Origin of the sequence: Citrobacter sp. Cpo015 (genome assembly GCF_030333035.1) — a bacterium.
GTDB lineage: Bacteria > Pseudomonadota > Gammaproteobacteria > Enterobacterales > Enterobacteriaceae > Citrobacter > Citrobacter portucalensis.
Map to the genome: position 1 here is coordinate 731,688 of NZ_JAOWGS010000037.1, position 25,773 is coordinate 757,460.

Here is a 25,773-nt window from a genome sequence, read left to right on the forward strand (position 1 = left end):
ACTAATCAGTGCGACGTTTTAGCATTCATTAATTCAAAAATAAATACATTTATTTACATTGGATTCAAAATGCCAACATATTGATTACAAATTGAACTGCAATGAAGTGAACAGCGCGCAGAAAACTGCATTCGGGATGAATGCAGTTGGGCTGAGAAGGGGTTACTTATAGATGGTTGCGGTGCCGTACATCTGATTTTTACCGCCTGCAGAATTAACGACAAAGCCTTTTGCGCCTTGCTCTTTCGCTTTCTCCGCCAGCTTGTCTTCCAGGTCGCTCAGATTAGAGGCGCCGGTAGCGGATACGGTGCCGGAAGCATGTAGCTGACCGGTTGCAGGGCTAGTGTTGGGCTGTGCAGCAAAGGAGGCAAATGTCATGCCGGAAAGTACGGTAGCAGCAAGTAGTGTGAGGCATTTCTTCATGGTGATGTCCTCTGAAAAACAACAGGTGTGCCTGATAAGTTTAGGTCGTCAGCGGATGACATTTACCGCAAAAAATTGGTGATGAACTGTCTGTTTTTTGAACAATCAGCAAGGCGTCAAACAGGTGTAAAAAATCAAATTTCCTTGTTGTGTGTGTTTACCGCGTGGCGTTATGCGGGTATCTTACGCCGCTGTTAAAAGGAGAATGCTATGTCCGCCCAGAAACCGGGATTACACCCACGCAACCGCCACAATGGCCGTTATGATCTTGCGACTTTATGCCAGGTTACGCCCGAGCTGACGCAATTTCTCACCCTCACGCCCGGCGGTGAGCAGAGTGTTGATTTCGCGAATCCGCAGGCAGTAAAGGCGCTTAATAAAGCACTGCTGGCGCATTTTTATGCGGTGAAAAACTGGGATATTCCAGATGGTTTTCTGTGCCCGCCGGTGCCTGGTCGTGCTGACTACATACACCATTTGGCCGACCTGTTGGGTGAAACCAGCGGAACCATTCCGGCAAATGCGAGCGTGCTGGACGTGGGAGTGGGGGCAAACTGTATTTATCCACTGATCGGCGTGCATGAATATGGCTGGCGATTCACGGGTAGTGAAACCAGTAGCGAAGCGTTTAACAGCGCTCAGGCGATCGTCAACGCCAATCCGGGATTAACCCGTGCTATTCGTCTGCGTCGCCAGAAAGATGCAACGGCAATCTTCAACGGCATCATTCACAAAAATGAGCAGTATGAAGCCACATTGTGTAACCCGCCATTCCATGATTCTGCGGCATCAGCCCGTGCCGGAAGCGAGCGCAAACGCCGTAATCTGGGACAGGACAAAGACGATGCGCTGAACTTTGGCGGACAGCAGCAGGAGCTGTGGTGTGAAGGCGGTGAAGTGGCGTTCATCAAGAAAATGATTGCTGAAAGCCAGGCCTTTGGTCGCCAGGTGATGTGGTTCACCACGCTGGTGTCGCGCGGTGAGAACTTGCCTCCGCTGTACCATGCATTAACGGATGCGGGCGCGGTGAAAGTGGTCAAGAAAGAGATGGCCCAGGGACAAAAGCAGAGTCGCTTTATTGCCTGGACCTTTATGGATAACGATCAGCGTCGTCGTTTTATGGCGCGTAAACGCTAAAGCGTTGGCTCGGTTGGCGGTAGCGGTTCGCTTGCCGCCGACGCAGGGCCATTCCCTGGTGCAGGTAACACTTGATACGTCTGTACCGGGGCGCGTATGTTGGCCAGATCGAAGTATTTCTTCACCTGGCTGTCGAGTGCAAAACGTACCGTCCACTGCTTCAGCGGCAAGGTGGTAAACGAGACCCGTAGCGTGAATGCCGTATTGGTTAATCCTACAATCCCGGCAAACGACGGCTCGCCGATAATCAGCCCGCGAATATCATCTTTTTCCATCACCGCAGCAACCGCGTCTTTCAACGCCTGATTTGCTTTATCCGCATCCTCATGGCGGTCTACGTCGTAATTGGCGACGACCGATCCAATTCCACGCACAAAGTTGGCGAAGGTCGTTATCGATGACCAGGGAATGATATGGTACGCCCCGGTGTCCTGACGCACGCCCACAGAACGAATGGACATTCGTTCAACCGTACCGGTGAGTGGACCGATGGTCACCAGGTCGCCGGTGTTCATGCCATTTTCAAACTGAATAAAAATCCCGGTAATAATATCTTTTACCAGCGTTTGCGAGCCGAAAGAGATTGCCAGCCCCAGCGCCCCGGCCCCGGCCAGCAATGGGGCGATATTAACGCCAATTTCCGACAGCACAATCATGATGGTGATCGTGCTGATGATCACCGCCAGCGCGTTGCGAAACAGCGTCAACAGGGTGCGGGTACGAGCGCTGGGTAGCGGACGGCCGTGGATATCGGAGGCCAGACGATTTTCAATCAGGCTGGCAAGGATCGTCCAGCCGATGGCGGAGAAGAATAAAATCAGCGCGATACGGATCAGAATATCCACCGTTTTTTCTCCTGCACCGTAATGCAGCCAGTTCCAGAAGTCGAACAGTCCCCAGGCATTCAATAGCAGCATCACCGCAACGCACACCGTTAGGATCCTGGCCACGCTTAACGCCGTCGACAGCCAGCCATTCAGCCGCTTTTGGAGTTCCGGATAGCTGCGCTGGGTGTGTGGCGAAAGGGTAATAGTTTTGGCTATCCAGCGGGAAAACATGCCGGAAACAAAGGCGGCAATTCCAATGATTACCAGGCTGCGCAGCGTAGCGCCCATCATGAATTTCAGACTGTTGCCCGGATCAAACAGCGAAAAGAAAAACAGCACAATGAAGTAGGCACTGGCCAGCCAGTGCCATACCAACACAAAGGCGCGGATAAACAGGCTGAAAAAAGCTAACGATCTTTCTGCCAGATTCTGTAAATGCAGCGTTATCTCTTTCTTATTTCTGAAAATCAGGTACAGCGCCCATAGCGTGATACACAGCATGATGATGACGTTGGCCATCGCGCCGACCTGCACATTGACCTGATTGGAGATAATGGGAACGGCAACTATAAGCCCGTAACCAATCAAACTGCTTAATGAACTCAAACGCCGATTCCAGTAGCGCGCACCGGTATCCTGAATGTTAAACGGACGCAGTTCGGCCACCGTTGGGCAAAATATCAGACGCAGAATGGCTTTGAAGAATTCAATCAGGGCAAAGGCATTGAGAAACAGGCTTTGCTGAAAGGCGATGGTGCGACTGCCGGCGTTCATTCTGTCGCTCAGTATCTGCCCGACAAACAATGTCAGCGCCAGCAGAAGCAAATCAATAATGAATGCGCCAACGATCATCGCCGGAAGCTGCAGCCAGTTGCTGCGTTCGCGGTTTTTCCGCCGCGCCCATTGCCCCATTTTGCGATACAGCGGCAGCGCGCACAGGCGGATCAGCCAGTAAAACCCGAACACTGACGCCGCCAGCATTAAAAAATGAGTCAGGGCATTGGTGAACGTTTGCGGGTTAAAGGTCTTGTGCGGTGCATCGGTAATATTGCGATAAAGCTGGGCAAAGCGGCTGGAGAGCGCCTCACCGTAGTGTCGGGTGACATCGGTGACGTTTTCCAGCACCGTTTTTTCTTCTGTTAATGTGGGTGGAACAATGGTTGGCACCGGCTCGGCAGGGGGCGCTGTCGCCACTTTGCGTAACTGATCGATCAGTTCCTGACGTGAGGCGTCATTTTCCAGCACATCCGCCAGTGCGCCGTAGGCCGCTTTCTTCTGTTCAACATCCGGCTCTTTCGTTGGCGCGGTTTGTGCGTTGGTTGACGTTGGCGAGGTGACGCCAGGTATCGTCACTGCCTGAGTCGCAAGACTCAACAGACAAACAAAGATGAACAGGATCCAGCGCATGACTCCTCCCATGAGAAAATAAATTCAAAAGGATAAGTATAGATGTCAGAGCGGGAGGGAATTGAAATGAGAGGATTCTGGTGAAAAACCTCCCTTCGGGCGAAGGGAGGTTGAGCTATCAGGAAACGTGCTGCAAGAATTCCTGTAAGCGTTGGCTGGGTGGATTTTCAATCAGGGCCTGCGGATTACCGTCTTCGGCAATTCGTCCCTTATCAATGAAAATCAGGCGTGAAGCCACTTTTTCGGCAAAGCCGATTTCGTGGGTCACAATCACCATGGTCATCCCTTCTTCCGCCAGGTCCTGCATCACTTTCAGAACTTCATGGCGCAGTTCAGGGTCGAGTGCTGAGGTTGGCTCATCAAACAGCATCATTTTCGGTTTTACTGCCAGCGCACGGGCGATAGCCACACGCTGTTGTTGACCGCCGGACAGTTCAGAAGGGTAGTGATGTGCACGTTCGGCCAGACCCACTTTTGCCAGCAGCTCTTTCGCCAGTTTCTCGGCCTGTTCTTTATTCGCCCCGCGTACGCGCTGCGGTCCGAACATGACGTTTTCCAGTGCCGTCAGATGTGGGAACAGGTAGAACTGCTGAAATACCATTCCGGCTTCCTGACGGATTAAGCGCTCGTCTACCTTCGGATCGTTTACTTTCAGACCATCGACGATCAGATCACCGGAGGTTATCTCTTCCAGCTTGTTAATGCAGCGCAGCAGGGTAGATTTACCGGATCCTGACGGCCCGATAATCACCACGACTTCACCCTGCTGAATGTTCAGGTCAATATTGTGCAGCACCTGAGTTGGACCAAAGTGCTTAGAAACGTTTTTAAATTCAATCACAGGATTTTCATCCTTCTTTCCAGACGACGCAGAATGAAGCTCAGCACCAGCGTAATGATCAGATAGAACACCGCAACGGCGCTCCAGATTTCCAGTGCGCGGAAGTTACCGGCAATGATTTCCTGGCCCTGACGGGTCAGTTCAGCGACGCCAATGACAATAAACAGCGAGGTATCTTTAATGCTGATGATCCACTGGTTGCCTAGCGGTGGCAGCATACGACGCAGTGCGAGGGGTAAAATAACGTGGCGGATAGTCTCTGTGCGTGAAAGTCCAAGCGCCAAACCGGCTTCGCTGAACCCTTTATGGATTGAGAGCACGGCACCGCGGGTGATTTCCGCAATATAGGCCCCGGAGTTGATCATGATGGTGACAACGGCGGCGCTAAAGGGGTCAATGCGTAAATCGTTAAATGCCATTGGCAGAGCGAAGTAAATAAACATTACCTGCACAACGATTGGCGTACCGCGAATGACTTCGATAAACACCAGCGCTACGTGGTTGGCGATCCAACCGCCGAAAGTGCGCGCAAACCCTGCTGCAAGTCCGATTATCAGACCGCCAGCCAGACCGAGGACCGAGATCCACAGGGTCATTTTGGCGCCTTCAATCAAAAGCGGGATGGCGGGCCAGATGGCACTCCAGTCAAACTGCATATGTCGTTCCTGTTACCGTGGTGTAAATATTCAAATGCCCGTTTTGCCGGATGTGCTGTGCTTATCCGGCCTACAGGTCTCAAAAATCCAGGCGTAGGCCCGGTAAGCATCACGCTACCGGGCAACGCTGCCGGTTATTATTTAGGTTCAGTACCGAACCATTTTTTGTAGATTTCGTTGTAAGTACCGTTCTCTTTCAGCGTTTTCAGCGCGCCGTTCACTTTCTCACGCAGGTCGTCGCTGCCTTTCGGGAAGGCGATACCGTACTGCTGGGCTTCCAGCGATTCGCCTACAGCTTTGAACTGACCATTGCCAGCTGTTTTGATGAAGTAAAGAATGTTTGGTGTGTCGTGCAGTACAGCGTCTGCGCGGTTGGTGCCCAGTTCCATATATGCGTTATCGATATTCGGGAACTGACGCAGGTCTTTGGTTTTGATATTCGCTTTCGCGTAATCAACGGAACCGGTGCCGCTCTTAACTGCAACGACTTTACCATCCAGATCTTTTACGCTTTTGACGTCGTTGTTATTCGCTTTCACCATCACTAACAGACCGCTTTTGTAGTAGCCGTCGGAGAAGTCGATCGCTTTTTTACGCTCTTCGGTGATGGTGATACCTGCCAGTGCCAGGTCGATATTTTTGGTTTGCAGTGCCGGGATGATGCCGCTGAAATCCATCGGTTTCAGTTCATAATCCAGTTTCAGTTCTTTGGCCACGGCAGCCCACAGATCCACATCAAAACCAACGTATTTGTCACCCTGTTTGAATTCAAACGGTACAAACGCGGTGTCGGTTGCGACAACCAGTTTCTTGTCTGCGGCATGGGAGGACACCGCAAAAGCCAGGGTAAGTGCAGCCAGTGAAACTTTTAATACAGACTTCATAGGATTTCCTTTTATATCCACGGGGCGATCCCCTGCGAGAACATATGGCTTAATGAAAAAATCGTGCCAATTTTGCAACTCATTGTTTTAACAAGAGGGTGTCTCGTTTCTCTGCACAATAAGTAGGGCATAGCGAATAATCTGCACTGTTTTGGGGCACTCATTTGGTGCGAACCAGTCACGGTGCAAACGGTATGACTATTTAGCGTAAAAATTGTTGATAAAACAATCTTTCGTTAACGATTGTGTGAGGTGATTATTACAAATAATTTACTTTGGAGTGACGAATGATCAATGTTATGCACCATAGATGTGCAAAACCCCCGCCGGAGCGAGGGTTATATAGGTAATTCTTATGTCTGCTGTTACTCAATGTTGGCTTCGATAAACCACAGGAATTTATCGAGGTCGCGAGAAGCTGCGGTAAAGATATCCGCGGTATCTTCGTCTTTTGCTTCGCTGATAGCTTTACGTACGCTGTTTGCAACTACGGCATAACGTTCGGCCAGCTCTTTTAAGTGGTCCTGTACGCTATGGATATCCAGCGGGTAACTTTTCAGAGGCGTTTTGCTGTTAATAACCTGAGTTGTGCCCAGTGCCACACCGCCCAACTGTACGGCGCGTTCAGCCATGGTGTCGAGGTGATCGGTCAGAGCTGTACGGAAGCCATCCAGCATTTCATGTACTGCAATGAAGTTTGCACCGCGCATGTTCCAGTGAGCCTGTTTGGTGATCAATGACAGGTCAATGAACTGGATTACTTGCTGATTCAGCAGTTCTACGGTCGCTTTCTTTTCGCTATCAGACACATCGTTGCGGGTATAAAGGAGGGCGGATGCTTTTGTTTTTACCAGTTTCGCGGTACTCATATTTTCATATCCTCTTGATATTTATGTCCCAACTCTTCAACGGAATTAAGTATAGCGCTAAATTTGGATTTTTGTTTCCGGTGTTGCCTATCACTTTAATAGTGAAGACGAGGGTGAATATAAAATATCAAATAAAATCAATGTGATGATGGTTTTGTTACTTGCGTAGTGTTATTTTTATGTTAATTTTAAGATTAAATGAAATATGCGGATGAGAAAATTATATTTATTAGAATTATTATCACGCAGATTTACAATTGGATATTCTGCATGATTATGCAAACCATGCAGAATAATACGTGGTTAATTCACGTCGACTTGTTTTATTTGTGGCTCTTTACGAATAGTGAGCGTAGAGCCCATTGATGCGACAATAATGGCGCCCAGAGCGAGCGTCTGGATAAGCGTCAACGTTTCACCGAGGAAGATCATTCCGGAAACCGCTGCCAGCGCGGGTTCCATGCTCATCAATGTACCGAAAGTACGCGTAGGCAGGCGCGTCAATGCAATCATCTCCAGTGAATAGGGAAGCGCAGTAGAGAGAACTGCAATGGCCAGGCCTAACGGCAGAATGGACCAGTGCCACAGGGCATCTCCGGCCTGGAGTGCGCCGATTGGAACAAATACCAGTGCTGCAATGAATGACCCTACTGCGACGGTTGCCGGACCGTGTTCCGCCCCGGCTCGCTGCCCGGTAAGAATATAGATGGCCCAGCAGGCGCCAGCCCCCAGCGCCAGCGCTGCGCCGGTTAAATCTACGTGAGAAACGTCCTGACCCAGAGGCAGCAGGAACCAGAGCCCGAGTACTGCCAACGCAACCCAAATGAAATCCACCGGGCGTCGGGATGAAAACAGCGCTACCGCGAGCGGGCCGGTAAATTCCAGCGCCACGGCGATTCCCAGTGGGACAGTTTGGATTGACAGGTAGAAAAGGTAGTTCATCCCGCCCAGAGACAGGCCATAAAACAGTAGCGGCAGGCGTTGTTCTTTAGCGAATCGTAAACGCCAGGGCTTAAAGAAAGCGATAAGAATGAGCGTACCCAGCGCAAGGCGCAGCGCGGTAACGCCCGGCGCACCGACGAGTGGGAACAAAGATTTTGCCAGTGATGCTCCGCTTTGAATGGAGGACATAGCAATAAGCAAAACCAAAATAGGCAACCAGACTGGCGCTTTACGTGACAACCCCGGCATCCTTTCTCCTGTCAAATGATGATTACACGTCTCCATCTGTGCCACGCTTCAGCATTGTTACGACGCAGATGATTTTATGTATAGAAAAGTAAAACAGCGAGTGTAATGGAATTACGCTCAACTGGTTGAGTATTCGTTGAAAAAAAAATTACTCAGTTCCGTACAATGGCATGAAAATGATGGATTAATAATCTGTGTGATTAGGAATGTTCTGGATGAATGTGCCATATTGTGCGCGCAATAATGGTATTTTCAGTTGAAAAAGTGATGTTAATTGAAAGAGATAGCGGGTTTTTGAAATGTTCTGTTACATGAAAGACCCCGTTAGACATCGCGAATCGCAAAGAGTTTCCCATCAATTTTTGGTATATTTAAAACTTAAGATTTACTTGAAGCACATTTGAGGTGGTTATGAAAAAAATTGCATGTCTTTCAGCACTGGCCGCTGTTCTGGCTTTCTCCGCAGGTACTGCTGTAGCTGCTACTTCTACCGTTACCGGTGGTTACGCTCAGAGCGATGCTCAGGGCGCAGCGAACAAAATGAACGGTTTCAACCTGAAGTATCGCTACGAGCAGGACAACAACCCGCTGGGTGTTATCGGTTCCTTCACTTACACTGAAAAAGATCGTACCGATGCTTCTGGCGACTACAACAAAACCCAGTACTACGGCATCACTGCTGGTCCGGCTTACCGTCTGAACGACTGGGCAAGCATCTACGGTGTAGTGGGTGTTGGTTACGGTAAATTCCAGAACGCAGCATCTCCGGCTGACAACCACAGCACCAGCGACTACGGTTTCTCTTACGGTGCTGGTCTGCAGTTCAACCCGATCGAAAACGTTGCTCTGGACTTCTCCTACGAGCAGAGCCGTATTCGTAGCGTTGACGTTGGCACCTGGATTGCTGGCGTGGGTTACCGCTTCTAATCACTTCGGTGATATGAAAAATCCGCCTCTTGGGGCGGATTTTTTTTGCGTGTAATGCAGGAAGGAATGTCGTTGTAGGCCTGATAAGCGCAGCGCATCAGGCATCGGTAGCAAAATGCCTTATCCGGCCGACAACGTATTATTTGGTTGAGAAAATATCGGTACCCAGATGGTTGTAATCCACCTTCTGCAGTTTGAAGTTGGTGATGTACACCGGCCCGGCTTTTTTCTCTGAGATAAAGCGGTAGCTGTTGGTGATTTCTTTTGCGCTTATCCCCGTCCACTGCGAGAAAAAACTTAGGAAATCATTGGCGGAGCGACGAGCTTTAATCACCCGATGCGCTTTATCATCGCTCGACAGCACCATGAAAGGCACCTGGAAATTCTGCTGGAACTGATCGTCATGCGCCAGGTACTGCACCTCTTTTCCCCGCTCTTTAAACGCGAGGCCATGATCGGAGAAATAGACCATCGAGAAGCTATTTCCGCTGTTACGTAACTGCTCGTAAAGCTGGCGCAGCAGGTCATCCGTCTGCGTCATGGTGTACAGATAACAAGATGTCTCTTTTGACTGGACGAAAGTCTCGTATTTACCCTGCGTTCGGTCACAGGCCTGCGGATGCGAGCCCATTAAATGCAGCACGATGAGCTGTGGCTGGGTGCGCTCGGTTGCCAGCACCTGGGCAGTCATCTTCAACAGCGCTTCGTCACGGGTGTTTTTATCCGCTTCGAAGTCACCGCTTTTGAGGAACTGAACCTCATCAGCGCGCTTCGCAATGCTGGCGATGGCCGTATCGTATTCACCAATCTGTCCCTGATTGGAAAACCACCATGTCTGAAAGCCCGCGCGGTTAGCCAGGGTGACAAAGTTATCCTGGAACTGGGGTTTATTATCCACTACCCGATTAAGCGTTAAGCCGAGCGATTTTTGCGTTGAACCGCTGGCAGCAATGTAATCCGCAAAGATATAGCCGTTAACGGAGCTGGCAAACGGGGTGTTATCCCAGTGACCGCCAAACGCGCCTAACGCATCGCGGCGGGCGCTTTCACCGATTACCACGACGTAGGTGTGATACTTCGGTTTAACGGCGGTTACCGTCCAGCTGTCTTTTACGCTCGACAGTTTCGCCATACGCTCTTGTTCGTCGAGCACTTCGTTGTTATTGACGATAACGTCCTTGGCGAAACGGAAAACCGGATAGCCAGTGTCTTTCAGCTTGAACACGCCGCCCCAGGCCAGGTTTTGTACCGGGGTAACAAAGAATGCGACAACGCTAAACAGCAAACAAATGCTGTCGAACTTATTCCAGCTGCGCTGCTGCACATCTTTTTTACGGCGTACGGCGATAACGCCAAGGGCAAAAATAAACACCCCAACCAGATAACTGTACCAGGGGAAGATGGTCAGGATCTCGGTTGACTCTTCCATATTGGTTGAGTGCAGCGCCAGCAAGGTATTGAAGTTCGGTGAGCCGTAAGCCTGGCCGAACGGAAAGTACATTGCCGCAATGAGTGAGCAAATGCCAATCAGTGCCTTCTGCGCGCGCGGCGCGCTACGCCACAGCAGCATCAATATACAGGTGAAAGCAACGCTATAGAGCAGGCTAAGCGGATAGCCCAGAGCAAGGTTTATTAGCAGAGACTGTAAGAAATAGAGGCCAGTCCACGGACTAATTGCCCGGCTACGAGCAATGATTGAATCTTTGAGGGTTAAATTCATATGCCACTGTTACAAAAACGCCATGTGCTTACCCTGGCGCTAAGGGTCATTGCCTGCCTGAGAGAGCGAGAAGAGGGATAGGGTCCGCATCCGCGAGCCGCAATATACGCAGGGCTGCGAAAAGATAGAGTGTGCGCAAGAGAAGGTCAACTACTACAAAGAAATTGTTTTGCGAGGGGCGTGGCAAAACTGACAAAAAGAAAGGTTATTGAGACGAAAACCACCACCGTACCCGAATGACGGCAGGAAAATGAAGCGGCGTACCGCGACGCCGCATTATTTTTCTGAAGGTTTATCCTGCTCTGGTTTGCTGTTAATCATGTCACACAGCATAGAGATCAGCATCAACCGTACTTTAAAGGGAGAGTGGCTAAACACGCGTATACACCTCTTAAATTCATTCATGTAAACCTCCTGACTTCACGATCCCATCAGTCCTTGAGGGATGTCTTTATTATATACAGATATAGCACAGGCTATATTATATAGCTATTGCTAAAACGTTAATTTTTTGTGCCCACGCAACTCTGGTTTACAATGAGCGCTCTCTAATCAGATGCCGTTAACGCGTCACAGTAACGAGGAAGCAGAATGAGTCGTCGCGCAGGTATGCCAACAACCAAAAAAGTGACGCAATTGGTGAATGTCGAAGAACACGTTGAAGGATTTCGTCAGGTCCGGGAGGCGCATCGCCGCGAACTGATTGATGACTACGTAGAGCTGATTTCCGATCTCATTATTGAGGTGGGTGAAGCGCGCCAGGTGGATATGGCCGCGCGACTTGGGGTTTCCCAGCCGACGGTTGCTAAAATGCTTAAGCGCCTTGCCTCAGTCGGATTGATTGAAATGATCCCGTGGCGTGGGGTGTTTTTAACCGCAGAAGGTGAACGACTAGCCCAGGAGAGCCGGGAACGTCATCAGATTGTGGAAAATTTCCTGTTGATGTTAGGCATCAGCCCGGAAATTGCCCGTCGCGACGCGGAGGGGATGGAGCATCACGTCAGTAAGGAAACGCTGGAGGCTTTTAGCCGGTTTACGCAACAGCAAGGAACGGGCTCTGAATGAGTTTTCCTTTATTACGTGCCTTACAGCGCGATCGTTTTTTCCAGCTGTTAATCATCGTTGGGGTTGTACTGAGTCTGTTCACGCCATTTACGCCCCGGTCCTGGCCAGGGGCGATTGACTGGCACACGATTATCACGCTTAGCGGCCTGATGTTACTGACCAAAGGCGTGGAGCTAAGCGGTTATTTCGATGTGTTAGGTCGCAAGATGACCCGCCGCTTCAAAACAGAGCGCCAGCTGGCGATATTTATGGTGCTGGCGGCGGCGTTGTTGTCGACGTTTCTGACCAACGACGTTGCATTGTTTATTGTTGTTCCGCTGACCATCACCCTGAAAAAATTATGTGCCATTCCGGTGAATCGCCTGATTATCTTTGAGGCGCTGGCGGTAAACGCCGGATCGTTGCTCACGCCAATAGGTAATCCGCAAAACATTCTGATGTGGGGACGCTCAGGCTTATCGTTTACCGCGTTTACCTGGCAAATGGCGCCGCTTGCGGGGGCCATGATGCTGACGCTGGTGGTGCTGTGCTGGTTCAGTTTCCCGCATAAAGCGTTGCACTATCATACCGGTACGCGCGCGTCTGACTGGCAACCACGCCTGGTATGGAGCTGTCTGGCGCTGTATATCATCTTCTTGGCGGCGCTGGAGTTAAAGCAAGAGCTGTGGGGTCTGGCGATTGTGGCGGCAGGGTTCATGGTGCTGGCGCGTCGCGTGATCCTCAGCGTGGACTGGACGTTGCTGTTAGTGTTTATGGCGATGTTCATTGATGTGCATTTGTTGACGCAGCTCCCGGCCTTGCAGGGGATTACCCACCAGATTGGCACGCTCTCAGCGCCGGGACTTTGGTTGACGGCTATTGGCCTGTCGCAGTTTATCAGTAATGTGCCGAGTACGATTTTGCTGCTGAACTATGTCCCGCCGACGCTGCTGCTGGCCTGGGCAGTTAATGTGGGCGGCTTTGGTCTGTTGCCGGGATCGCTGGCGAATCTCATTGCGTTACGGATGGCAAACGACCGACGGATCTGGTGGCGTTTTCATTGGTATTCGGTACCGATGCTGATATGGGCGGCGCTGGTGGGGTATGGTTTGCTGCTGTTGATGTAATTGATGTGATGTGCCGGATGGCGGCTGGCGCCTAATCCGGCCTACTGCGTTGGTAGGCCCGATAAGCGTAGCGCCATCGGGCATATATAGCAGATTAGTTCAAACGAACCGGCATACCTGAACGGTTCTGTACCGCCTGCTCAACGACGGCCTGATCGACGTCAGACTGACCGGTGATGCTGGTAATGCTCTTGTTCAGGGTAATCGGTACGATTTCTCCGCCTTCGAACTGTGCTTCAGTCGTAGACAGTGGGTTATGTACTTCGATGTAACGGCTGCCGTCTGGTTCGGTAGTGGCTTTTACCGGCTCATCAATAAACTGTACACGGGTGCCGACTGGCACATTTTCAAACAGGAATTTGATGTCGTCGTTACGCAGACGCACGCAACCGTGGCTGACGCGTAAGCCTACGCCGAAGTTAGCATTGGTGCCGTGGATGGCATACAGGCGACCGATATACAGCGCGTACAGTCCCATCGGGTTATCCGGACCTGCCGGAACAACGGCTGGCAGCGGTTCGCCCGCAGCGCGGTATTCCGCATGCATTTTCGCCGTTGGCGTCCAGGTTGGGCCCGCTTTTTTACGTTCTACTTTGGTGGTCCAGTTGATTGGCGTGTCTTTGCCCAGCTGGCCGATACCGATCGGCAGAACAATTACGGTGTTGGTGCCTTTCGGGTAGTAGTACAGACGCATTTCAGCGCTGTTGATAACAATACCTTCATGCACGGTATCCGGCAGGATCAACTGCTGAGGAATGTTCAGCACGGTGCCGCCTTTCGGCAGGAAGGTATCCACGCCCGGGTTGGCTTCCAGCATGTTAGACAGACCCATCTGATACTCTGCCGCAAAATACTCCAGCGGTTGGGTGTTGCCTTCAGGAATAGTAATGACCTGGTTTTGGCCAATCAAACGGCTACCATCAGTCGGCAGCGGGTACGTGACGGCTGAAGCGGTATTACAAAAACCAACTATTGCGAGTGCCGCCGCGAAAAGCGTTGTTAATTTCATATTCATATTCATGTATGCGAGATTCAGTGCCAGGCAGGCTAGTGGGTTGAGATTTATGTAGTGTTGGGCACGCATTATATGTGCAATCTGAGCAACAAGGAATTCGGATGTGTACTAAATCACATTTTTTTCCTTTTGGTTTCACTTTTTCCCTTCCGCATGAAGACGCGATCTTCTTGCAGACTTATGGCATAATAAGCGGTTTGTCACATATTTCTTTCTCTTTCAGGATACGCCAGTGTTAGTTTCCAGCAACGTCACCATGCAGTTCGGCAGTAAGCCGCTGTTTGAAAATATTTCCGTCAAATTTGGCGGCGGCAACCGTTACGGCCTGATTGGCGCGAACGGTAGCGGTAAATCCACTTTTATGAAAATTCTCGGCGGCGATCTCGAACCGACGCTGGGCAACGTTTCCCTCGATCCTAACGAGCGTATTGGTAAGCTGCGCCAGGATCAGTTCGCCTTTGAAGAGTTCACCGTGCTTGACACCGTGATCATGGGTCACGCTGAACTGTGGGAAGTGAAGCAGGAGCGCGATCGCATTTACGCTCTGGCCGAGATGAGCGAAGAAGACGGCTATAAAGTTGCTGACCTCGAAGTTCAGTATGGCGAAATGGACGGCTACTCTGCGGAAGCGCGTGCGGGTGAACTGCTGCTGGGCGTAGGTATTCCGGTAGAACAGCATTACGGCCCGATGAGTGAAGTCGCACCCGGCTGGAAGCTGCGTGTGCTTCTGGCACAGGCGCTGTTCTCTAACCCGGACATTCTGCTGCTCGACGAACCAACGAACAACCTGGATATCGACACCATCCGTTGGCTGGAGCAGACGCTGAACGAGCGTGACAGCACCATGATCATCATTTCGCACGACCGTCACTTCCTGAACATGGTCTGTACACACATGGCGGATCTGGACTACGGCGAACTGCGTGTTTATCCGGGTAACTACGACGAATACATGACGGCGGCAACCCAGGCGCGTGAACGTCTGCTGGCCGATAACGCCAAGAAGAAAGCACAGATTGCCGATCTGCAATCCTTCGTCAGCCGCTTTAGCGCCAACGCGTCTAAATCTCGACAGGCGACTTCTCGTGCGCGTCAGATTGATAAGATTAAGCTCGACGAAGTGAAAGCGTCCAGCCGTCAGAACCCGTTCATCCGCTTCGAACAGGATAAGAAACTGTTCCGTAACGCGCTGGAAGTGGAAGCGCTGGCGAAAGGTTTTGATGAAGGCCCGCTGTTTAAAAACTTCAACCTGCTGCTGGAAGTAGGGGAGAAGGTTGCCATCATTGGTGCCAACGGCGTGGGTAAATCCACTATGCTGAAAACGTTGGTTGGCGACTTACAGCCGGACAACGGTACCGTTAAGTGGTCTGAAAACGCCCAGGTCGGTTACTACGCGCAGGATCATGAATACGAGTTCGAAAACGATCTGACCGTTTTCGAATGGATGAGTCAGTGGAAGCAGGAAGGCGATGATGAGCAGGTAGTACGTAGCTTCCTTGGTCGTCTGCTGTTCAGCCAGGACGATATCAAGAAACCTGCAAAAGTCCTCTCCGGTGGTGAAAAAGGACGCATGCTGTTCGGTAAGCTGATGATGCAGAAACCGAATATCCTGGTTATGGATGAACCGACCAACCACCTGGATATGGAATCTATCGAGTCGCTGAACATGGCGCTGGAAATGTACCAGGGCACGCTGATCTTCGTTTCTCATGACCGTGAGTTCGTCAGCTCGCTGGCAACCCGCGTGATTGAAATTACGCCGGAACGCGTAATCGACTTCACCGGTAACTACGAAGATTACCTGCGTAGTAAAGGCGTCGAATAAGTCTCCCGTCGTTCTCGTGTTACAGGTGTGATGGTTGCACCTGTAACACGAGATACTTAGGGATAAGGGGATATAAAATTAAACAATCCCCAGCGCGCGTTTACCGTGGATATTCAAATCCTCCAGCGTGAAGCGTCCTTCCCAGTTAGTTTCATAATCCTCCCGTGGAAAATCACCCGGTGATGCACCTTTTTCCAGCGCGGCCTTCACTTTGTGGGCGTAGGCCAGATTCTTTTCGCACATCGGTGCGGCAGGAATGTACATCACGTTACCCCAACCCTGCTGATTTTCCACCGGTGCGACGGAGTGAATCACATCACAATGCCACCAGACGGAGTCTCCGGCGTCCAGTTGTGGAATGCTGGTTAACGCTTCAATCAGCAGAGGATGCCATTGCGTGGAAATCGGCAGCACCCGGCCGGGCGCGACGCCGCAAAGTTCATCTTCCGGCACATCGTCAAGCAATGGGCGTAACAGCACATACGCCATCGCTTCAGGGATCGGGACCACATGCAACAATCCCTGACCTGGCAGCATATCGGACAGTGCAGTCCAGCCCTGGAAGGTACGGAATACCGAACATTTGGTGGTGTTATCCACCGTGTACTCTTCTACCTCAGTGCGATGCGCCGCCTGCCACGGATCGTAATCTTCCAGCTTGCCATTGAAAACATGAGCAAAGACCTGCTGATATGCCGGAAGAAGCCAGCGTTCCAGCGCGCCGGAATCCGTATGCGCGCCCAGCCCTTTAGACGTGGTTCCCGGCGGTCGACGGCGAATGCGGTCAGGGTAAATAATGCTGATATCCGGGTTAAACCATTGTTTACCTTCGCTTGTAAAGGTCCACAAACGATTGAGGAACGACTGTGCATTGGCCATTTCTTCACTCTGGCGGGCCTGCATCTGCGCCTGGGACCAGTAGATGGGGTAGATTTCAGGCCGTGATGCGCTCAGAGTACCGAAGAAATTATCGCCGGGTCCTTTATAGACGTCGTCAAAGTGGTTGCGGTCCAGATAGTCCAGCATTGAGCTGTCCCATCCGAGAGCCTGTTCGCGAGGGAAATGACTTTTAATGACTGCGCATCCGCGACGCTTAATTTCTTCACGCTGCTCTGCACTTACGTGGCCTGCTTTGATATCTGCATAAGATATCACTGGCCACACTGGGGCACCTTGCGCTTTGAAGGCGTTGATTTCCGCCACGCGGGTGGCGATAGCATCGCTCAACTGATTGAAGATTAACTGAACATCCCCAAGCTGTGCCCGCAGTTGCTGTTTCATCTGCCGGATTGCCGCTTTGTGATCGGCGGGCAGCGTGCCGCTGGTAAAAGTAAAAGCCATATCCACCTCGCATTAACTTTCATTCGAAACTTAACTAACTTACAGATGATAATATAAGTTAAAATTTAGTTAACGCAAGTTTAAAACTTGATGGAGTGAGCAAAATAGAAAAAGTATGAAAACCGGGATGAGAGATACCCCGGTTGGCAGGATTAGACGTTAAAAGGGGAGGTGTTATCCAGCACAGCCTGAATTACGTTCAGCGCGCCCTGATGGTTATTGTCGTCGGTCTGATAGCGAGCAATCGCTTTGATATTCTCTGCCGCGTTGGCCATGGCGAAAGAGTAGTGCGCCATTTTCAGCATTTCCGCGTCGTTTCCGCTATCGCCAATGGCGACTACGTTTTGCGGTGACAGGTTCCAGCGTTTAAGCAGGCGGCTGATCCCGTTGGCTTTATGTAGGCCCGGAATGATCAGATCGATAAACCCGAAGCCGCTGGTGACGGGCTTCATGATGCCGTCCAGCGCAGCATGCAGGTGATCGATAACCAATGGGATTTGTTGGTCCGGTAAATTTAGCGAGAACTTGAACAGCACATCGTCGATATCCTGATAATCCTTTACGGGTTTCAGGCGATGGTAGTGTTTTGACATCAATGCGACAAAGGACTCTGGCGCATTTTCGCTAACGTAAGCGCTTTGCAGCCCGCAAGCCACAAAGTTGAGCTGCTTATCTTTTAGCAGTTCACCAATGACAATACGGGATTCGTGGCGGGTAAGCTCGCCGTGAAACAGTTGCTTGCCATGTTCAAAGACCAAAGCCCCGTTCTCAGCGACAAAAGAAATTTCCTCTTTGAGCTCCGGGAAAAAGGAGATCAACTGGTAATACTGGTTGCCGCTGGCCACGACAAATTCGATATTTCGTTTTTTCAGTTCCTGATACTGCGCCATAAAACGTGCACGATCGTATTTCTTGGCGTCGTCGAGAAAAGTTCCGTCCATATCGGTGACGATAACTTTGATGGTCATAAAGATAGGCTCCTGGCGATTACTGCAACCAGAAACATTCTAATAACAATGTGACCTGTAGCACAAATTTAATTTCGAATGAAAGTAAAAAGCCGGGTGGTAGCTTCGCCTTACCCGGCTATGGAGAGAGTCGTTGTAGGCCGGATAAGCGTCAGCGCATCCGGCAATGGGTAGGGTAGCGTGCCGGATGGCGGTGTGGAATCTCATCCGGCCGACAATATTGTTTACAGCATATGTTCAGTACGCGCGATGATGTCGTCTTGCGCATCCGGAGAAAGCGCAGTGAAGAAGGCGGAATAACCTGCTACACGGACCACCAGGTCACGATATTGATCCGGGTGTTTTTTGGCTTCCAGCAGCGTTTCACGGGAGACAATGTTGTACTGAATATGCCAGCCTTTGTGCTCTTCGAAGAAGGTACGCAGCAGGATCATCAGCTTTTGCTTATCGGATTCATTTTCCAGCGTGGCCGGGTTGAGCTTCTGATTTAACAGCACGCCGCCGAGAATCGAACCGGTCGGCAGTTTACCCACCGAACCAATTACCGCCGTTGGGCCGAGATGGTCCGTACCGGAAGCCGGGCTTGCGCCTTCTGCCAGCGGAGTGTGTGCTTTACGGCCATCCGGCGTTGCCATCGTTGCTGCGCCGAACGGCACGTTTGCCGAAATAGACGAGGTCCCGGCGTAGTAATTGCCGCCAACCGGGCCACGTCCGTAACGCGGATTATGATACTGTTTCAGTTCATTGATATAGGTCTGATAAGCGCGGGCCAGTAGCGTATCAACGCTATCGTCATCGTTGCCGTATTTCGGCGCGCCGTTGATCAGTCGTTGGCGTAACTGCTCATGGGTCAGACCGTCAAAATCATCGGCCAGCGCAGCGGCCAGCTGTTGTTGACCAATAGCGCCCTGTTCAAAGACCAGTTTCTTCACTGCTGCCAGGCTGTTACCGAGGTTGGCAATACCCACCTGCAAACCCGATACCCAGTCATACTTCGCGCCGCCTTGCTTAATGCTTTTCGCCCGTTCAATGCAGTCGTCTACCAGCGCGGAACACAGAATATCGTGCACGTTCTCTTCCAGCATGGTGTCGACGACATACTCAATTTCTATGGATTTACGCGTGTAGTAGCGGATTTGCGTATCCCAGGCATCCATCACTTCGTCGAAATTGTTGAAGTTACCAGCCGAGAGCGCTTTTTCCTGTGGCAGAAAGGCTTTGCCACTGGTGGCATCACGCCCACCTTCCAGTGCCGCCAGCATCACGCGGGCAAAGTTAATAAAGCTCATGCCGGTGCAACGGTAGCCCCATTTCCCGCCGACTGCGGTTTCGATACACCCAATGGCCGCATAGTCATAGGCATCCTGCGGTTCAATGCCCAACTTAATGAATTCCGGTATGACGATTTCATCGTTGTTAAAGGCTGGCATCCCGAAACCGCAGCGGATCACCTGCACGCAGGCATCAAGGAAGTCATTACTCATCCCCGCGTGATAACGCACGCTCAGGTTTGGCTGCGTAGAACGCAGACGGCCGCAGGACTCCAGAATCGCGTAGGAGAGCGGGTTGACGGCATCCATCGGCTGGCCGTTGACCAGGTTTTGACCACCAATGGTCACGTTCTGATACAGCGGACTGCCCGCCGAGGCTTTCGAATGGGAGCCGGAACGGATTTTGTTCACTTCCAGCAGTTTCAGCCAGCAGCTGTGCAACAGTTCAATGGCGTGCTCACGATCAAGACTCTGGTTCAGTTCAACGTCACGACGATAGAACGGGTAGAGGTATTGATCCATACGACCAAACGACACCGAGTGACCGTTTGATTCAATTTGCAGGATCAGCTGGATGAAATAGCATAACTGCAATGCCTGCCAGAACGTTTTTGGCGGTTCATGGGCGATCACATCGCAGTTTTCCGCCATGGTCAGCAGTTCATCTCGACGGCTGGTGCGGGTTTCCGTGGACGCCATTTTACGCGCCAGCGCGGCAAAGCGCTCAATGTGAAGACTGACGGCTTCCAGCACGATATCAATCGCTTTCAGGAACTGATCGCCATGGAGGTCTTCCAGACATGTCAGATTGATGCGGGAGCGACGTTCATCGACTTTGTGACGCAGGCCGTCGAGACCTTTTTCCAGCAGCAGCGGGAAGTTTACCGCCAGGTGTGCGTCGCCGGAGGTCATGTTACCTTCGGCTTTGATAATGCCGGTTTCCAGCAGCCCTTTCTGCTCATCAGTGAACATCCCGTAGCAGCGATCCTGCACGGTTTGACCACGCCACCATGGGCACACCTCATGCAATACACGTTTGTTCTCTTCGCTTACCGCAAAGCCTGCGCCCGGTCTGTCGGCGAGGTCGTCGATCTCTTTTTCAATCCACGAGACGGTGTATTCCGGGAAAATAGGCGCGGCACGCACTTCGCTTGCCTGGTTACCAATGATCAGTTCGTCATGTTTGATCCAGATGGTGCGTTCCGCCAGATGATGGGCCAGAGCCAGCGCGCGGCGTACCGGGATCGGCTTATCCAGGTGTTGCTGATACATCTCGGTATAGTGCTGGGCGCGCTCGGTACAAACCGGTGGTTTCACGATGTGGATCAGGGCCGTTTTATGCGCTTTGATACGGTCGCTGAGTGTGTCCAGTTTCAGAGTGGTCATGGCGATTATCCTCGTAGGGTCGCGGTTAAACCTTTAAGGCTGGCGTACTGCTGGGCAAATTCGAGCAGTGCTGGCGCATCAAGCGGTTTATCCGGTGCGTTGTAGGGTTGACTGAGTAAGTGGTATTTGTTGATGCCCAGGGTGTGGTAGGGCAAGAAATGGATCTCACCGACGTGAAGCTTATCGGCGGCAAAATCGGTAATGGCTTGAATAGCAGCTTCGTCTGCGTTGAATCCCTGAATCAGCGGTACGCGGATAATCATTTTTTTACCGGCGGCAGCCAGCTTTTTTAGATTTTTCAGTACGCGAGAGGCACGCCCATCGGTCCATTGTTTAAACGGCGCATCTGCAACGTGTTTTAGATCTGCCAGAAACAGATCGACGTAAGGTAATGATGGTTCAATATACTTCCACGGGACATGCAAACAGGTTTCCACCGCGGTATGAATGCCTGCGTCGTGGCTGGCTTTGAGCAAAGCAGCTGCCAGCTCTGGCTGCATAAACGGTTCACCGCCGGACAGGGTGAGGCCTCCGCCACTGCGGTCGTAAAACGGTTTATCTCGCAATACGGTCGCCATGATATCGTCCACGCTTTTTACCTCTCCGCAGACGGTTAACGCCTGAGTCGGACAGCAGTCGGTCAGTACGGTGAGTGCGTCATCGGTCAGTTTTTCGCGATGAATAAGTAATCCGCCCAGCGCCCGTTCAATCACCGCGGGTGCAGCCTGAGCACAGAGATCGCAACCGTCGAGGCACAAACGCGCGTCATAAAGCAGGTCCTGCGTGCGTGCGCGGCTTTCCGGATTCTGGCACCACCGACAGCCCAGGGAGCATCCCTTAAGGAACACCACGGTACGAATACCGGGGCCATCATGCGTGGAGTAGCGCTGGATATTGAAAATCATAAGCGACCTCTTTTCTTTCGTATAAAGATTAAATTACTTTCGAATGAAAGTTATATTGACATGCGTCAACTAACAGTGAGGTTTCGCCGTGCTACCTTTTATTCATGCTAATTATTCGTTTGAGGAAAGGTTATGGAACTCTATTTAGATACGTCTGATGTTGATGCGGTAAAAGCTCTGGCGCGCATTTTCCCGCTGGCAGGGGTGACCACTAACCCGAGCATTGTGGCGGCAGGGAACCAGACGCTGGAAGTACTACTGCCGCAACTGCAGGAAGCGATGGGAGGGCAAGGGCGTCTGTTTGCTCAGGTGATGGCGACCACCGCCGAAGGGATGGTCAGCGATGCGCGTAAGCTGCGGGCAATCATTGCTGATATCGTGGTCAAAGTGCCGGTGACAGCAGAAGGTCTGGCGGCTATAAAATTGCTGAAAGAAGAAGGGATCCCGACGTTGGGTACTGCGGTATACGGTGCAGCTCAAGGGTTATTGGCTGCTCTGGCGGGTGCGGAATACGTTGCGCCATACGTTAACCGCGTGGATGCGCAAGGAGGGGATGGCATTCAGACGGTGGCCGACCTGCAGATGTTACTGAAAATGCATGCCCCGCACGCCAAAGTACTGGCAGCCAGTTTTAAAACACCGCGTCAGGCACTGGATTGTCTGCTGGCGGGCTGCGAGTCCATCACGCTACCGCTGGACGTTGCTCAGCAGATGATTAGCTCTCCGGCGGTTGATGCTGCCGTCGCGAAGTTTGAGCACGACTGGCAGAGTGCATTTGGACGCACGTCGATCTGATGCTGTTGCCGGGTGGTGCTAACGCTTACCCGGCCTACGTTCGAGCCGTTGTAGGTCGGGTAAGGCGAAGCCGCCACCCGACTTTTTTACTGCCCGCAAACCTCACACCCCGGGTTGCGCATCAGCTTCATTTCGCGAAACTGGCAGGTCATGGCATCGTACATGACGATTTTTCCGGATGCCGGTTTACCGTAGTTTGCCAGTAGCTTAATGGCTTCCATCGCCTGTAACGATCCGATCACGCCGATCAGCGGGGCCATCACTCCGGCTTCTACGCAGGTCAGGGCATTTTCACCGAACAGACGACTCAGGCAACGGTAGCAGGGCTCACCGTCCTGGTATGTAAATACGGTAATTTGTCCTTCCATGCGAATAGCTGCACCGGAAACCAGCGGGACTCTGGCGGCAAAACATCCTGCATTCAGCTGATTGCGGATGCTGACGTTATCCGTACAGTCCAGCACCAAATCGTGTTCGGTAATAAGCGCGTGAATCTCGCTATCGTCAAGCAGCGCATTCACCGGCGTAATGGCGATATAAGGGTTAATCCGCGCTAGCGCGTCACGGGCGGATAGCACTTTGGGTTGCCCGACGGTTGCATCGCTGTGCAGCGTCTGGCGTTGGAGGTTCGACACGGAGACCGTGTCAAAGTCGAGCAGGGTTAAATGTCCGACGCCAGCGCCCGCAAGGTACTGAGTTGCTGCGCATCCCAGTCCCCCCAGACCAACGACCAGTACCCGCGCATCTTTGAGCGCTTCCTGACCTTCGAAATCGAAGCCGCGCAGAATGATTTGCCGGTTATAGCGCATCATCTCCTGGTCGCTGAGTTCTGCCATTACAGGCCTCCAAACAGTGCGTTAAACGGCTCGACCTCAACCCATTCTCCGGCCTCAACGTTACCGCGATCGCGCTCCAGCACGATAAAGCAGTTGCCCTGGCTAAAGGAGCTAAAAATATGCGAGCCCTGGTGTCCGGTGGTGGTGACTTCCAGTTCGCCTTCCGCGGTACGCTGCAATACACCGCGCTGAAAATCCAGACGCCCTGGCGTTTTCTTCAGGCGTGAGGCTGTGCGCACGCGCTGGCGCGGAGGTAACCCACAGGCGGTGTTGCCGCTGAGTTTCGCCAGTAGCGGTTGCACCAGCTGATAAAAGGTGAGGGCCGCAGAAACCGGATTACCCGGCAGGCCGCAAAACCAGCTGTTGCTCAGTTTACCAAACGCGAACGGTTTACCGGGTTTGATGGCCAGCTTCCAGAAGGCAATTTCTCCCAGCTCTTCCAGAATGGTTTTGGTGTAATCCGCTTCGCCTACCGAAACGCCACCAGAGCTGATGACGACGTCGGCCTGGCTGTCGGCTTCGATAAACGCGGCCCGCAGCGCGTTGGGATCGTCGCGAATAATTCCTAAGTTGATCACTTCGCAGCCCAACTGCTGCAGCATCAGGTGAACGGTCAGACGGTTTGTGTCATAAATCTGCCCGTCGCCCAGCGGTTGACCCGGCAGTTGCAGCTCATCACCGGTGGAGAACAACGCCACGCGAACTTTGCGAACGACCGGTACTTCGGCAATGCCGAGCGAGGCCAGAACAGGAAGCTCGGCGGTTGTCAGACGAGTTCCGGTAGGGAATACCACCGCGCCGTTTGCGATATCTTCACCGCGCAGACGAATATTTTGTCCGCTGCGGACCTCGGCGGTAAAACGCACACCGTCGTCAGTTTGTTCCGTTTGCTCCTGCATCACCACCGCTTCACAACCGGCAGGCACCGGGGCACCGGTCATAATGCGGATGCAGGTTCCCGCAGGCCACTCGCCGTGGAATGGTTGACCAGCAAAGGCTTTGCCAGCCACCGCAAGAGGCTGGTCTGATTGTAAATCGGCTAATCGCACCGCATAGCCATCCATTGCCGAGTTATCGAATCCCGGCACATCAATCGGGGAGATGACGTCGGTGGCCAGAATGCGGCCAAAGCATTGAACCAGCGGCAGCGTTTCGACGGCGGTGAGTGGGGTAATACGCGAAAGCATCTGAGAGAGAGCCGTTTCAAGCGGCATCAGTCCGGCGGTAAATTCCATGAGAAGACTCCTGCGGGGCAAAATCGAATCCGCTCATTATGTCAGAAAATGGACGCGGACAGTATGCTACCTCAGGCTTAGGATCCGATCTGAGACAGGTTTTCTGCCAGAGAATAGCGCTACAGGAAAAATGCAGTATAGACTCATTATTTCTGCTTTTTTCCAGGAGGCTAAATGGCTGCGACTATCCCGAATTCAATTCGACAACAGGTGAATGCCGCCAGTGCACTGATTGCGCGGATTATAGAGGGCGACCTGGTTGCTGTTCATTTGTATGGCTCTGCTGTTGAAGGTGGCTTAAAGCCCCAAAGCGATATCGATTTACTGGTTACCATTAGGCAGCCACTGAATACCCGGCAAAGAAAAGATCTGATGCAGGGTTTTCTGGAAATATCAGCACCGCCTGGCAGCGTTGATAGCTATCGGGCGCTGGAAGTGACCATTGTGGTCTATTCACAACTTGTGCCGTGGCGATTCCCACCGTCAAGAGAAATGCAATTTGGCGAATGGTTGCGTGACGATATTCGCGCGGGAATTGTTGAACCGAGACAGGTGGATCCTGATCTTTCGATCCTGCTGACCCAGGCCCGGCGCGCCAGCGTAGCGTTGTTCGGTGAACCCGCTGAGACGTTATTCAACGTCATCCCTTTTAGCGATGTCGTGCAAACGTTTCGGCATATCCTTGATATGTGGCAGAAACCGGGCGATTTAGAGGGTGACGAGCGAAATATCATCCTTACTCTGGCGCGTATTTGGTACAGCGTAGTTACGGGCAATATTGTCGCTAAAGATGAAGCTGCCTCCTGGCTTATACCGCAATTACCCGATGAGTATGCTGATACGCTGCAAGCCGCACGTGCAGAATACCTGGGGTTAACCAAAAAGAACTGGGCTGCGTCTATGCCATCTGTTGAACGCTTTGTGTTTTATGCAAAAAAACAGATTGCCGATCGGCTTGAATAATATATTCAACGATGTTGGAAGAAACTCTTTCTGTTTAACTCATCTAAATAACCTGATGGGATGGGGCGTGAGGTACGGGCCTTAACCTTTACATGACGTCTGCATCTTTCTATATTCAAAAATCGAATCAATAAGTCACAGAAATTCTGATATTTATAACCCCGGTACCTGCCACCTGAT

Annotated in this window: 23 protein-coding genes; 7 read left to right on the forward strand and 16 right to left on the reverse strand. The window is 51.8% G+C overall.

Annotated elements, in window-relative coordinates:
- Positions 1–162 precede the first annotated feature (162 nt).
- A complete protein-coding gene (mcbA, locus tag OGY67_RS19195) occupies positions 163–423 on the reverse strand; it encodes a DUF1471 family periplasmic protein McbA (protein WP_048235782.1) in 261 nt (86 codons plus the stop codon).
- Positions 424–633: 210 nt separating this feature from the next.
- Between mcbA and rlmF the strand changes: the two genes are divergently transcribed.
- Positions 634–1,560: a 23S rRNA (adenine(1618)-N(6))-methyltransferase RlmF gene (gene rlmF, locus OGY67_RS19200; protein WP_048226015.1), complete on the forward strand. Its 927-nt coding sequence runs from the start codon at positions 634–636 to the stop codon at positions 1,558–1,560.
- Here rlmF and ybiO read toward each other — a convergent pair.
- The 6 genes from ybiO to rhtA form a co-directional block, all read right to left on the reverse strand.
- Positions 1,557–3,794 (reverse strand): mechanosensitive channel protein, encoded by a 2,238-nt coding sequence (gene ybiO / locus OGY67_RS19205; RefSeq protein WP_286574380.1) that lies wholly within the window; start codon positions 3,792–3,794, stop codon positions 1,557–1,559. The two genes, rlmF and ybiO, sit on opposite strands and share 4 nt — an antisense overlap.
- A gap of 118 nt (positions 3,795–3,912) precedes the next feature.
- Positions 3,913–4,635, reverse strand: coding sequence for a glutamine ABC transporter ATP-binding protein GlnQ (glnQ, locus tag OGY67_RS19210; protein ID WP_003035246.1), 723 nt, complete (start codon positions 4,633–4,635; stop codon positions 3,913–3,915).
- The gene (gene glnP, locus OGY67_RS19215; RefSeq protein WP_003035248.1) at positions 4,632–5,291 is read right to left on the reverse strand and encodes a glutamine ABC transporter permease GlnP; all 660 of its coding nucleotides are present in this window, start codon (positions 5,289–5,291) and stop codon (positions 4,632–4,634) included. Before glnP ends, glnQ begins: the two co-directional genes overlap by 4 nt.
- A gap of 137 nt (positions 5,292–5,428) precedes the next feature.
- Positions 5,429–6,175 (reverse strand): glutamine ABC transporter substrate-binding protein GlnH, encoded by a 747-nt coding sequence (glnH, locus tag OGY67_RS19220; RefSeq protein ID WP_048235778.1) that lies wholly within the window; start codon positions 6,173–6,175, stop codon positions 5,429–5,431.
- 365 nt (positions 6,176–6,540) lie between these two features.
- A complete protein-coding gene (gene dps, locus OGY67_RS19225; protein ID WP_003035253.1) occupies positions 6,541–7,044 on the reverse strand; it encodes a DNA starvation/stationary phase protection protein Dps in 504 nt (167 codons plus the stop codon).
- Positions 7,045–7,347: 303 nt separating this feature from the next.
- Positions 7,348–8,235, reverse strand: coding sequence for a threonine/homoserine exporter RhtA (gene rhtA, locus OGY67_RS19230; protein WP_008784209.1), 888 nt, complete (start codon positions 8,233–8,235; stop codon positions 7,348–7,350).
- A 411-nt stretch (positions 8,236–8,646) separates the two neighbouring features.
- Here rhtA and ompX point away from each other — a divergent pair, with 411 nt between their 5' ends.
- Positions 8,647–9,162 carry an outer membrane protein OmpX gene (ompX, locus tag OGY67_RS19235; RefSeq protein ID WP_048214619.1) on the forward strand — a complete coding sequence of 172 codons (516 nt, stop codon included), beginning with the start codon at positions 8,647–8,649 and terminating at the stop codon, positions 9,160–9,162.
- 139 nt (positions 9,163–9,301) lie between these two features.
- On the opposite strand, the gene OGY67_RS19240 is transcribed toward ompX, so the two are convergent.
- Positions 9,302–10,882, reverse strand: coding sequence for a phosphoethanolamine transferase (locus OGY67_RS19240; protein WP_048214618.1), 1,581 nt, complete (start codon positions 10,880–10,882; stop codon positions 9,302–9,304).
- 276 nt (positions 10,883–11,158) lie between these two features.
- A complete protein-coding gene (gene mntS / locus OGY67_RS19245) occupies positions 11,159–11,287 on the reverse strand; it encodes a manganase accumulation protein MntS (RefSeq protein WP_003831584.1) in 129 nt (42 codons plus the stop codon).
- 186 nt (positions 11,288–11,473) lie between these two features.
- Here mntS and mntR point away from each other — a divergent pair, with 186 nt between their 5' ends.
- Entirely contained in the window at positions 11,474–11,947 is a 474-nt protein-coding gene (gene mntR / locus OGY67_RS19250) for a manganese-binding transcriptional regulator MntR (RefSeq protein ID WP_003831586.1), read from the forward strand.
- A complete protein-coding gene (locus tag OGY67_RS19255; RefSeq protein ID WP_137377812.1) occupies positions 11,944–13,053 on the forward strand; it encodes an anion transporter in 1,110 nt (369 codons plus the stop codon). Before mntR ends, OGY67_RS19255 begins: the two co-directional genes overlap by 4 nt.
- Before the next feature lie 94 nt (positions 13,054–13,147).
- Here the strand turns inward: OGY67_RS19255 and ldtB are convergent, their stop codons facing one another.
- Positions 13,148–14,068 carry a L,D-transpeptidase gene (ldtB, locus tag OGY67_RS19260; protein WP_003035268.1) on the reverse strand — a complete coding sequence of 307 codons (921 nt, stop codon included), beginning with the start codon at positions 14,066–14,068 and terminating at the stop codon, positions 13,148–13,150.
- 232 nt (positions 14,069–14,300) lie between these two features.
- Between ldtB and OGY67_RS19265 the strand changes: the two genes are divergently transcribed.
- Complete coding sequence (locus OGY67_RS19265; protein ID WP_008784214.1) at positions 14,301–15,893, forward strand: ABC-F family ATPase; 1,593 nt, start codon at positions 14,301–14,303, stop codon at positions 15,891–15,893.
- Between the two features lie 78 nt (positions 15,894–15,971).
- Here OGY67_RS19265 and OGY67_RS19270 read toward each other — a convergent pair whose 3' ends face one another.
- The 4 genes from OGY67_RS19270 to OGY67_RS19285 all read right to left on the reverse strand — a co-directional run bounded on the left by OGY67_RS19270 (position 15,972) and on the right by OGY67_RS19285 (position 21,764).
- Positions 15,972–17,234 (reverse strand): DUF1479 domain-containing protein, encoded by a 1,263-nt coding sequence (locus tag OGY67_RS19270; protein ID WP_286574381.1) that lies wholly within the window; start codon positions 17,232–17,234, stop codon positions 15,972–15,974.
- Positions 17,235–17,386: 152 nt separating this feature from the next.
- Positions 17,387–18,202, reverse strand: a complete 816-nt coding sequence (locus OGY67_RS19275; RefSeq protein WP_048235770.1) for a Cof-type HAD-IIB family hydrolase — start codon at positions 18,200–18,202, stop codon at positions 17,387–17,389.
- A 224-nt stretch (positions 18,203–18,426) separates the two neighbouring features.
- Positions 18,427–20,859, reverse strand: coding sequence for a glycyl radical protein (locus tag OGY67_RS19280; RefSeq protein ID WP_286574382.1), 2,433 nt, complete (start codon positions 20,857–20,859; stop codon positions 18,427–18,429).
- 5 nt (positions 20,860–20,864) lie between these two features.
- The gene (locus tag OGY67_RS19285; protein WP_286574383.1) at positions 20,865–21,764 is read right to left on the reverse strand and encodes a glycyl-radical enzyme activating protein; all 900 of its coding nucleotides are present in this window, start codon (positions 21,762–21,764) and stop codon (positions 20,865–20,867) included.
- Positions 21,765–21,896: 132 nt separating this feature from the next.
- On the opposite strand from OGY67_RS19285, the gene fsa reads away from it, so the two are divergent.
- A complete protein-coding gene (gene fsa, locus OGY67_RS19290) occupies positions 21,897–22,559 on the forward strand; it encodes a fructose-6-phosphate aldolase (RefSeq protein WP_128611528.1) in 663 nt (220 codons plus the stop codon).
- 86 nt (positions 22,560–22,645) lie between these two features.
- Here the strand turns inward: fsa and moeB are convergent, their stop codons facing one another.
- Together moeB and moeA are read right to left on the reverse strand one after the other, a co-directional pair.
- On the reverse strand, positions 22,646–23,395 hold the full coding sequence (gene moeB, locus OGY67_RS19295; protein WP_153753452.1) for a molybdopterin-synthase adenylyltransferase MoeB: 750 nt from the start codon (positions 23,393–23,395) through the stop codon (positions 22,646–22,648).
- On the reverse strand, positions 23,395–24,630 hold the full coding sequence (gene moeA, locus OGY67_RS19300; RefSeq protein ID WP_008784221.1) for a molybdopterin molybdotransferase MoeA: 1,236 nt from the start codon (positions 24,628–24,630) through the stop codon (positions 23,395–23,397). The genes moeB and moeA overlap by 1 nt, the downstream gene beginning before the upstream one ends.
- A gap of 174 nt (positions 24,631–24,804) precedes the next feature.
- On the opposite strand from moeA, the gene OGY67_RS19305 reads away from it, so the two are divergent.
- Positions 24,805–25,593 (forward strand): aminoglycoside nucleotidyltransferase ANT9, encoded by a 789-nt coding sequence (locus OGY67_RS19305; protein WP_032942791.1) that lies wholly within the window; start codon positions 24,805–24,807, stop codon positions 25,591–25,593.
- Positions 25,594–25,773: the final 180 nt, after the last annotated feature.

Excerpts from the sequence above, each read along its gene's own strand:
- mcbA (WP_048235782.1), bottom strand. The coding sequence starts at position 423 with ATGAAGAAATGCCTCACACTACTTGCTGCTACCGTACTTTCCGGCATG.
- moeB (WP_153753452.1), bottom strand. The coding sequence starts at position 23,395 with ATGGCAGAACTCAGCGACCAGGAGATGATGCGCTATAACCGGCAAATC.
- OGY67_RS19240 (WP_048214618.1), bottom strand. The coding sequence starts at position 10,882 with ATGAATTTAACCCTCAAAGATTCAATCATTGCTCGTAGCCGGGCAATT.
- ybiO (WP_286574380.1), bottom strand. The coding sequence starts at position 3,794 with ATGCGCTGGATCCTGTTCATCTTTGTTTGTCTGTTGAGTCTTGCGACT.
- ompX (WP_048214619.1), top strand. The coding sequence starts at position 8,647 with ATGAAAAAAATTGCATGTCTTTCAGCACTGGCCGCTGTTCTGGCTTTC.
- OGY67_RS19275 (WP_048235770.1), bottom strand. The coding sequence starts at position 18,202 with ATGACCATCAAAGTTATCGTCACCGATATGGACGGAACTTTTCTCGAC.
- OGY67_RS19255 (WP_137377812.1), top strand. The coding sequence starts at position 11,944 with ATGAGTTTTCCTTTATTACGTGCCTTACAGCGCGATCGTTTTTTCCAG.
- OGY67_RS19270 (WP_286574381.1), bottom strand. The coding sequence starts at position 17,234 with ATGGCTTTTACTTTTACCAGCGGCACGCTGCCCGCCGATCACAAAGCG.
- OGY67_RS19285 (WP_286574383.1), bottom strand. The coding sequence starts at position 21,764 with ATGATTTTCAATATCCAGCGCTACTCCACGCATGATGGCCCCGGTATT.
- dps (WP_003035253.1), bottom strand. The coding sequence starts at position 7,044 with ATGAGTACCGCGAAACTGGTAAAAACAAAAGCATCCGCCCTCCTTTAT.
- glnH (WP_048235778.1), bottom strand. The coding sequence starts at position 6,175 with ATGAAGTCTGTATTAAAAGTTTCACTGGCTGCACTTACCCTGGCTTTT.
- ldtB (WP_003035268.1), bottom strand. The coding sequence starts at position 14,068 with ATGAATATGAAATTAACAACGCTTTTCGCGGCGGCACTCGCAATAGTT.
- mntR (WP_003831586.1), top strand. The coding sequence starts at position 11,474 with ATGAGTCGTCGCGCAGGTATGCCAACAACCAAAAAAGTGACGCAATTG.
- rlmF (WP_048226015.1), top strand. The coding sequence starts at position 634 with ATGTCCGCCCAGAAACCGGGATTACACCCACGCAACCGCCACAATGGC.
- OGY67_RS19305 (WP_032942791.1), top strand. The coding sequence starts at position 24,805 with ATGGCTGCGACTATCCCGAATTCAATTCGACAACAGGTGAATGCCGCC.
- mntS (WP_003831584.1), bottom strand. The coding sequence starts at position 11,287 with ATGAATGAATTTAAGAGGTGTATACGCGTGTTTAGCCACTCTCCCTTT.
- rhtA (WP_008784209.1), bottom strand. The coding sequence starts at position 8,235 with ATGCCGGGGTTGTCACGTAAAGCGCCAGTCTGGTTGCCTATTTTGGTT.
- glnP (WP_003035248.1), bottom strand. The coding sequence starts at position 5,291 with ATGCAGTTTGACTGGAGTGCCATCTGGCCCGCCATCCCGCTTTTGATT.
- fsa (WP_128611528.1), top strand. The coding sequence starts at position 21,897 with ATGGAACTCTATTTAGATACGTCTGATGTTGATGCGGTAAAAGCTCTG.
- OGY67_RS19280 (WP_286574382.1), bottom strand. The coding sequence starts at position 20,859 with ATGACCACTCTGAAACTGGACACACTCAGCGACCGTATCAAAGCGCAT.
- moeA (WP_008784221.1), bottom strand. The coding sequence starts at position 24,630 with ATGGAATTTACCGCCGGACTGATGCCGCTTGAAACGGCTCTCTCTCAG.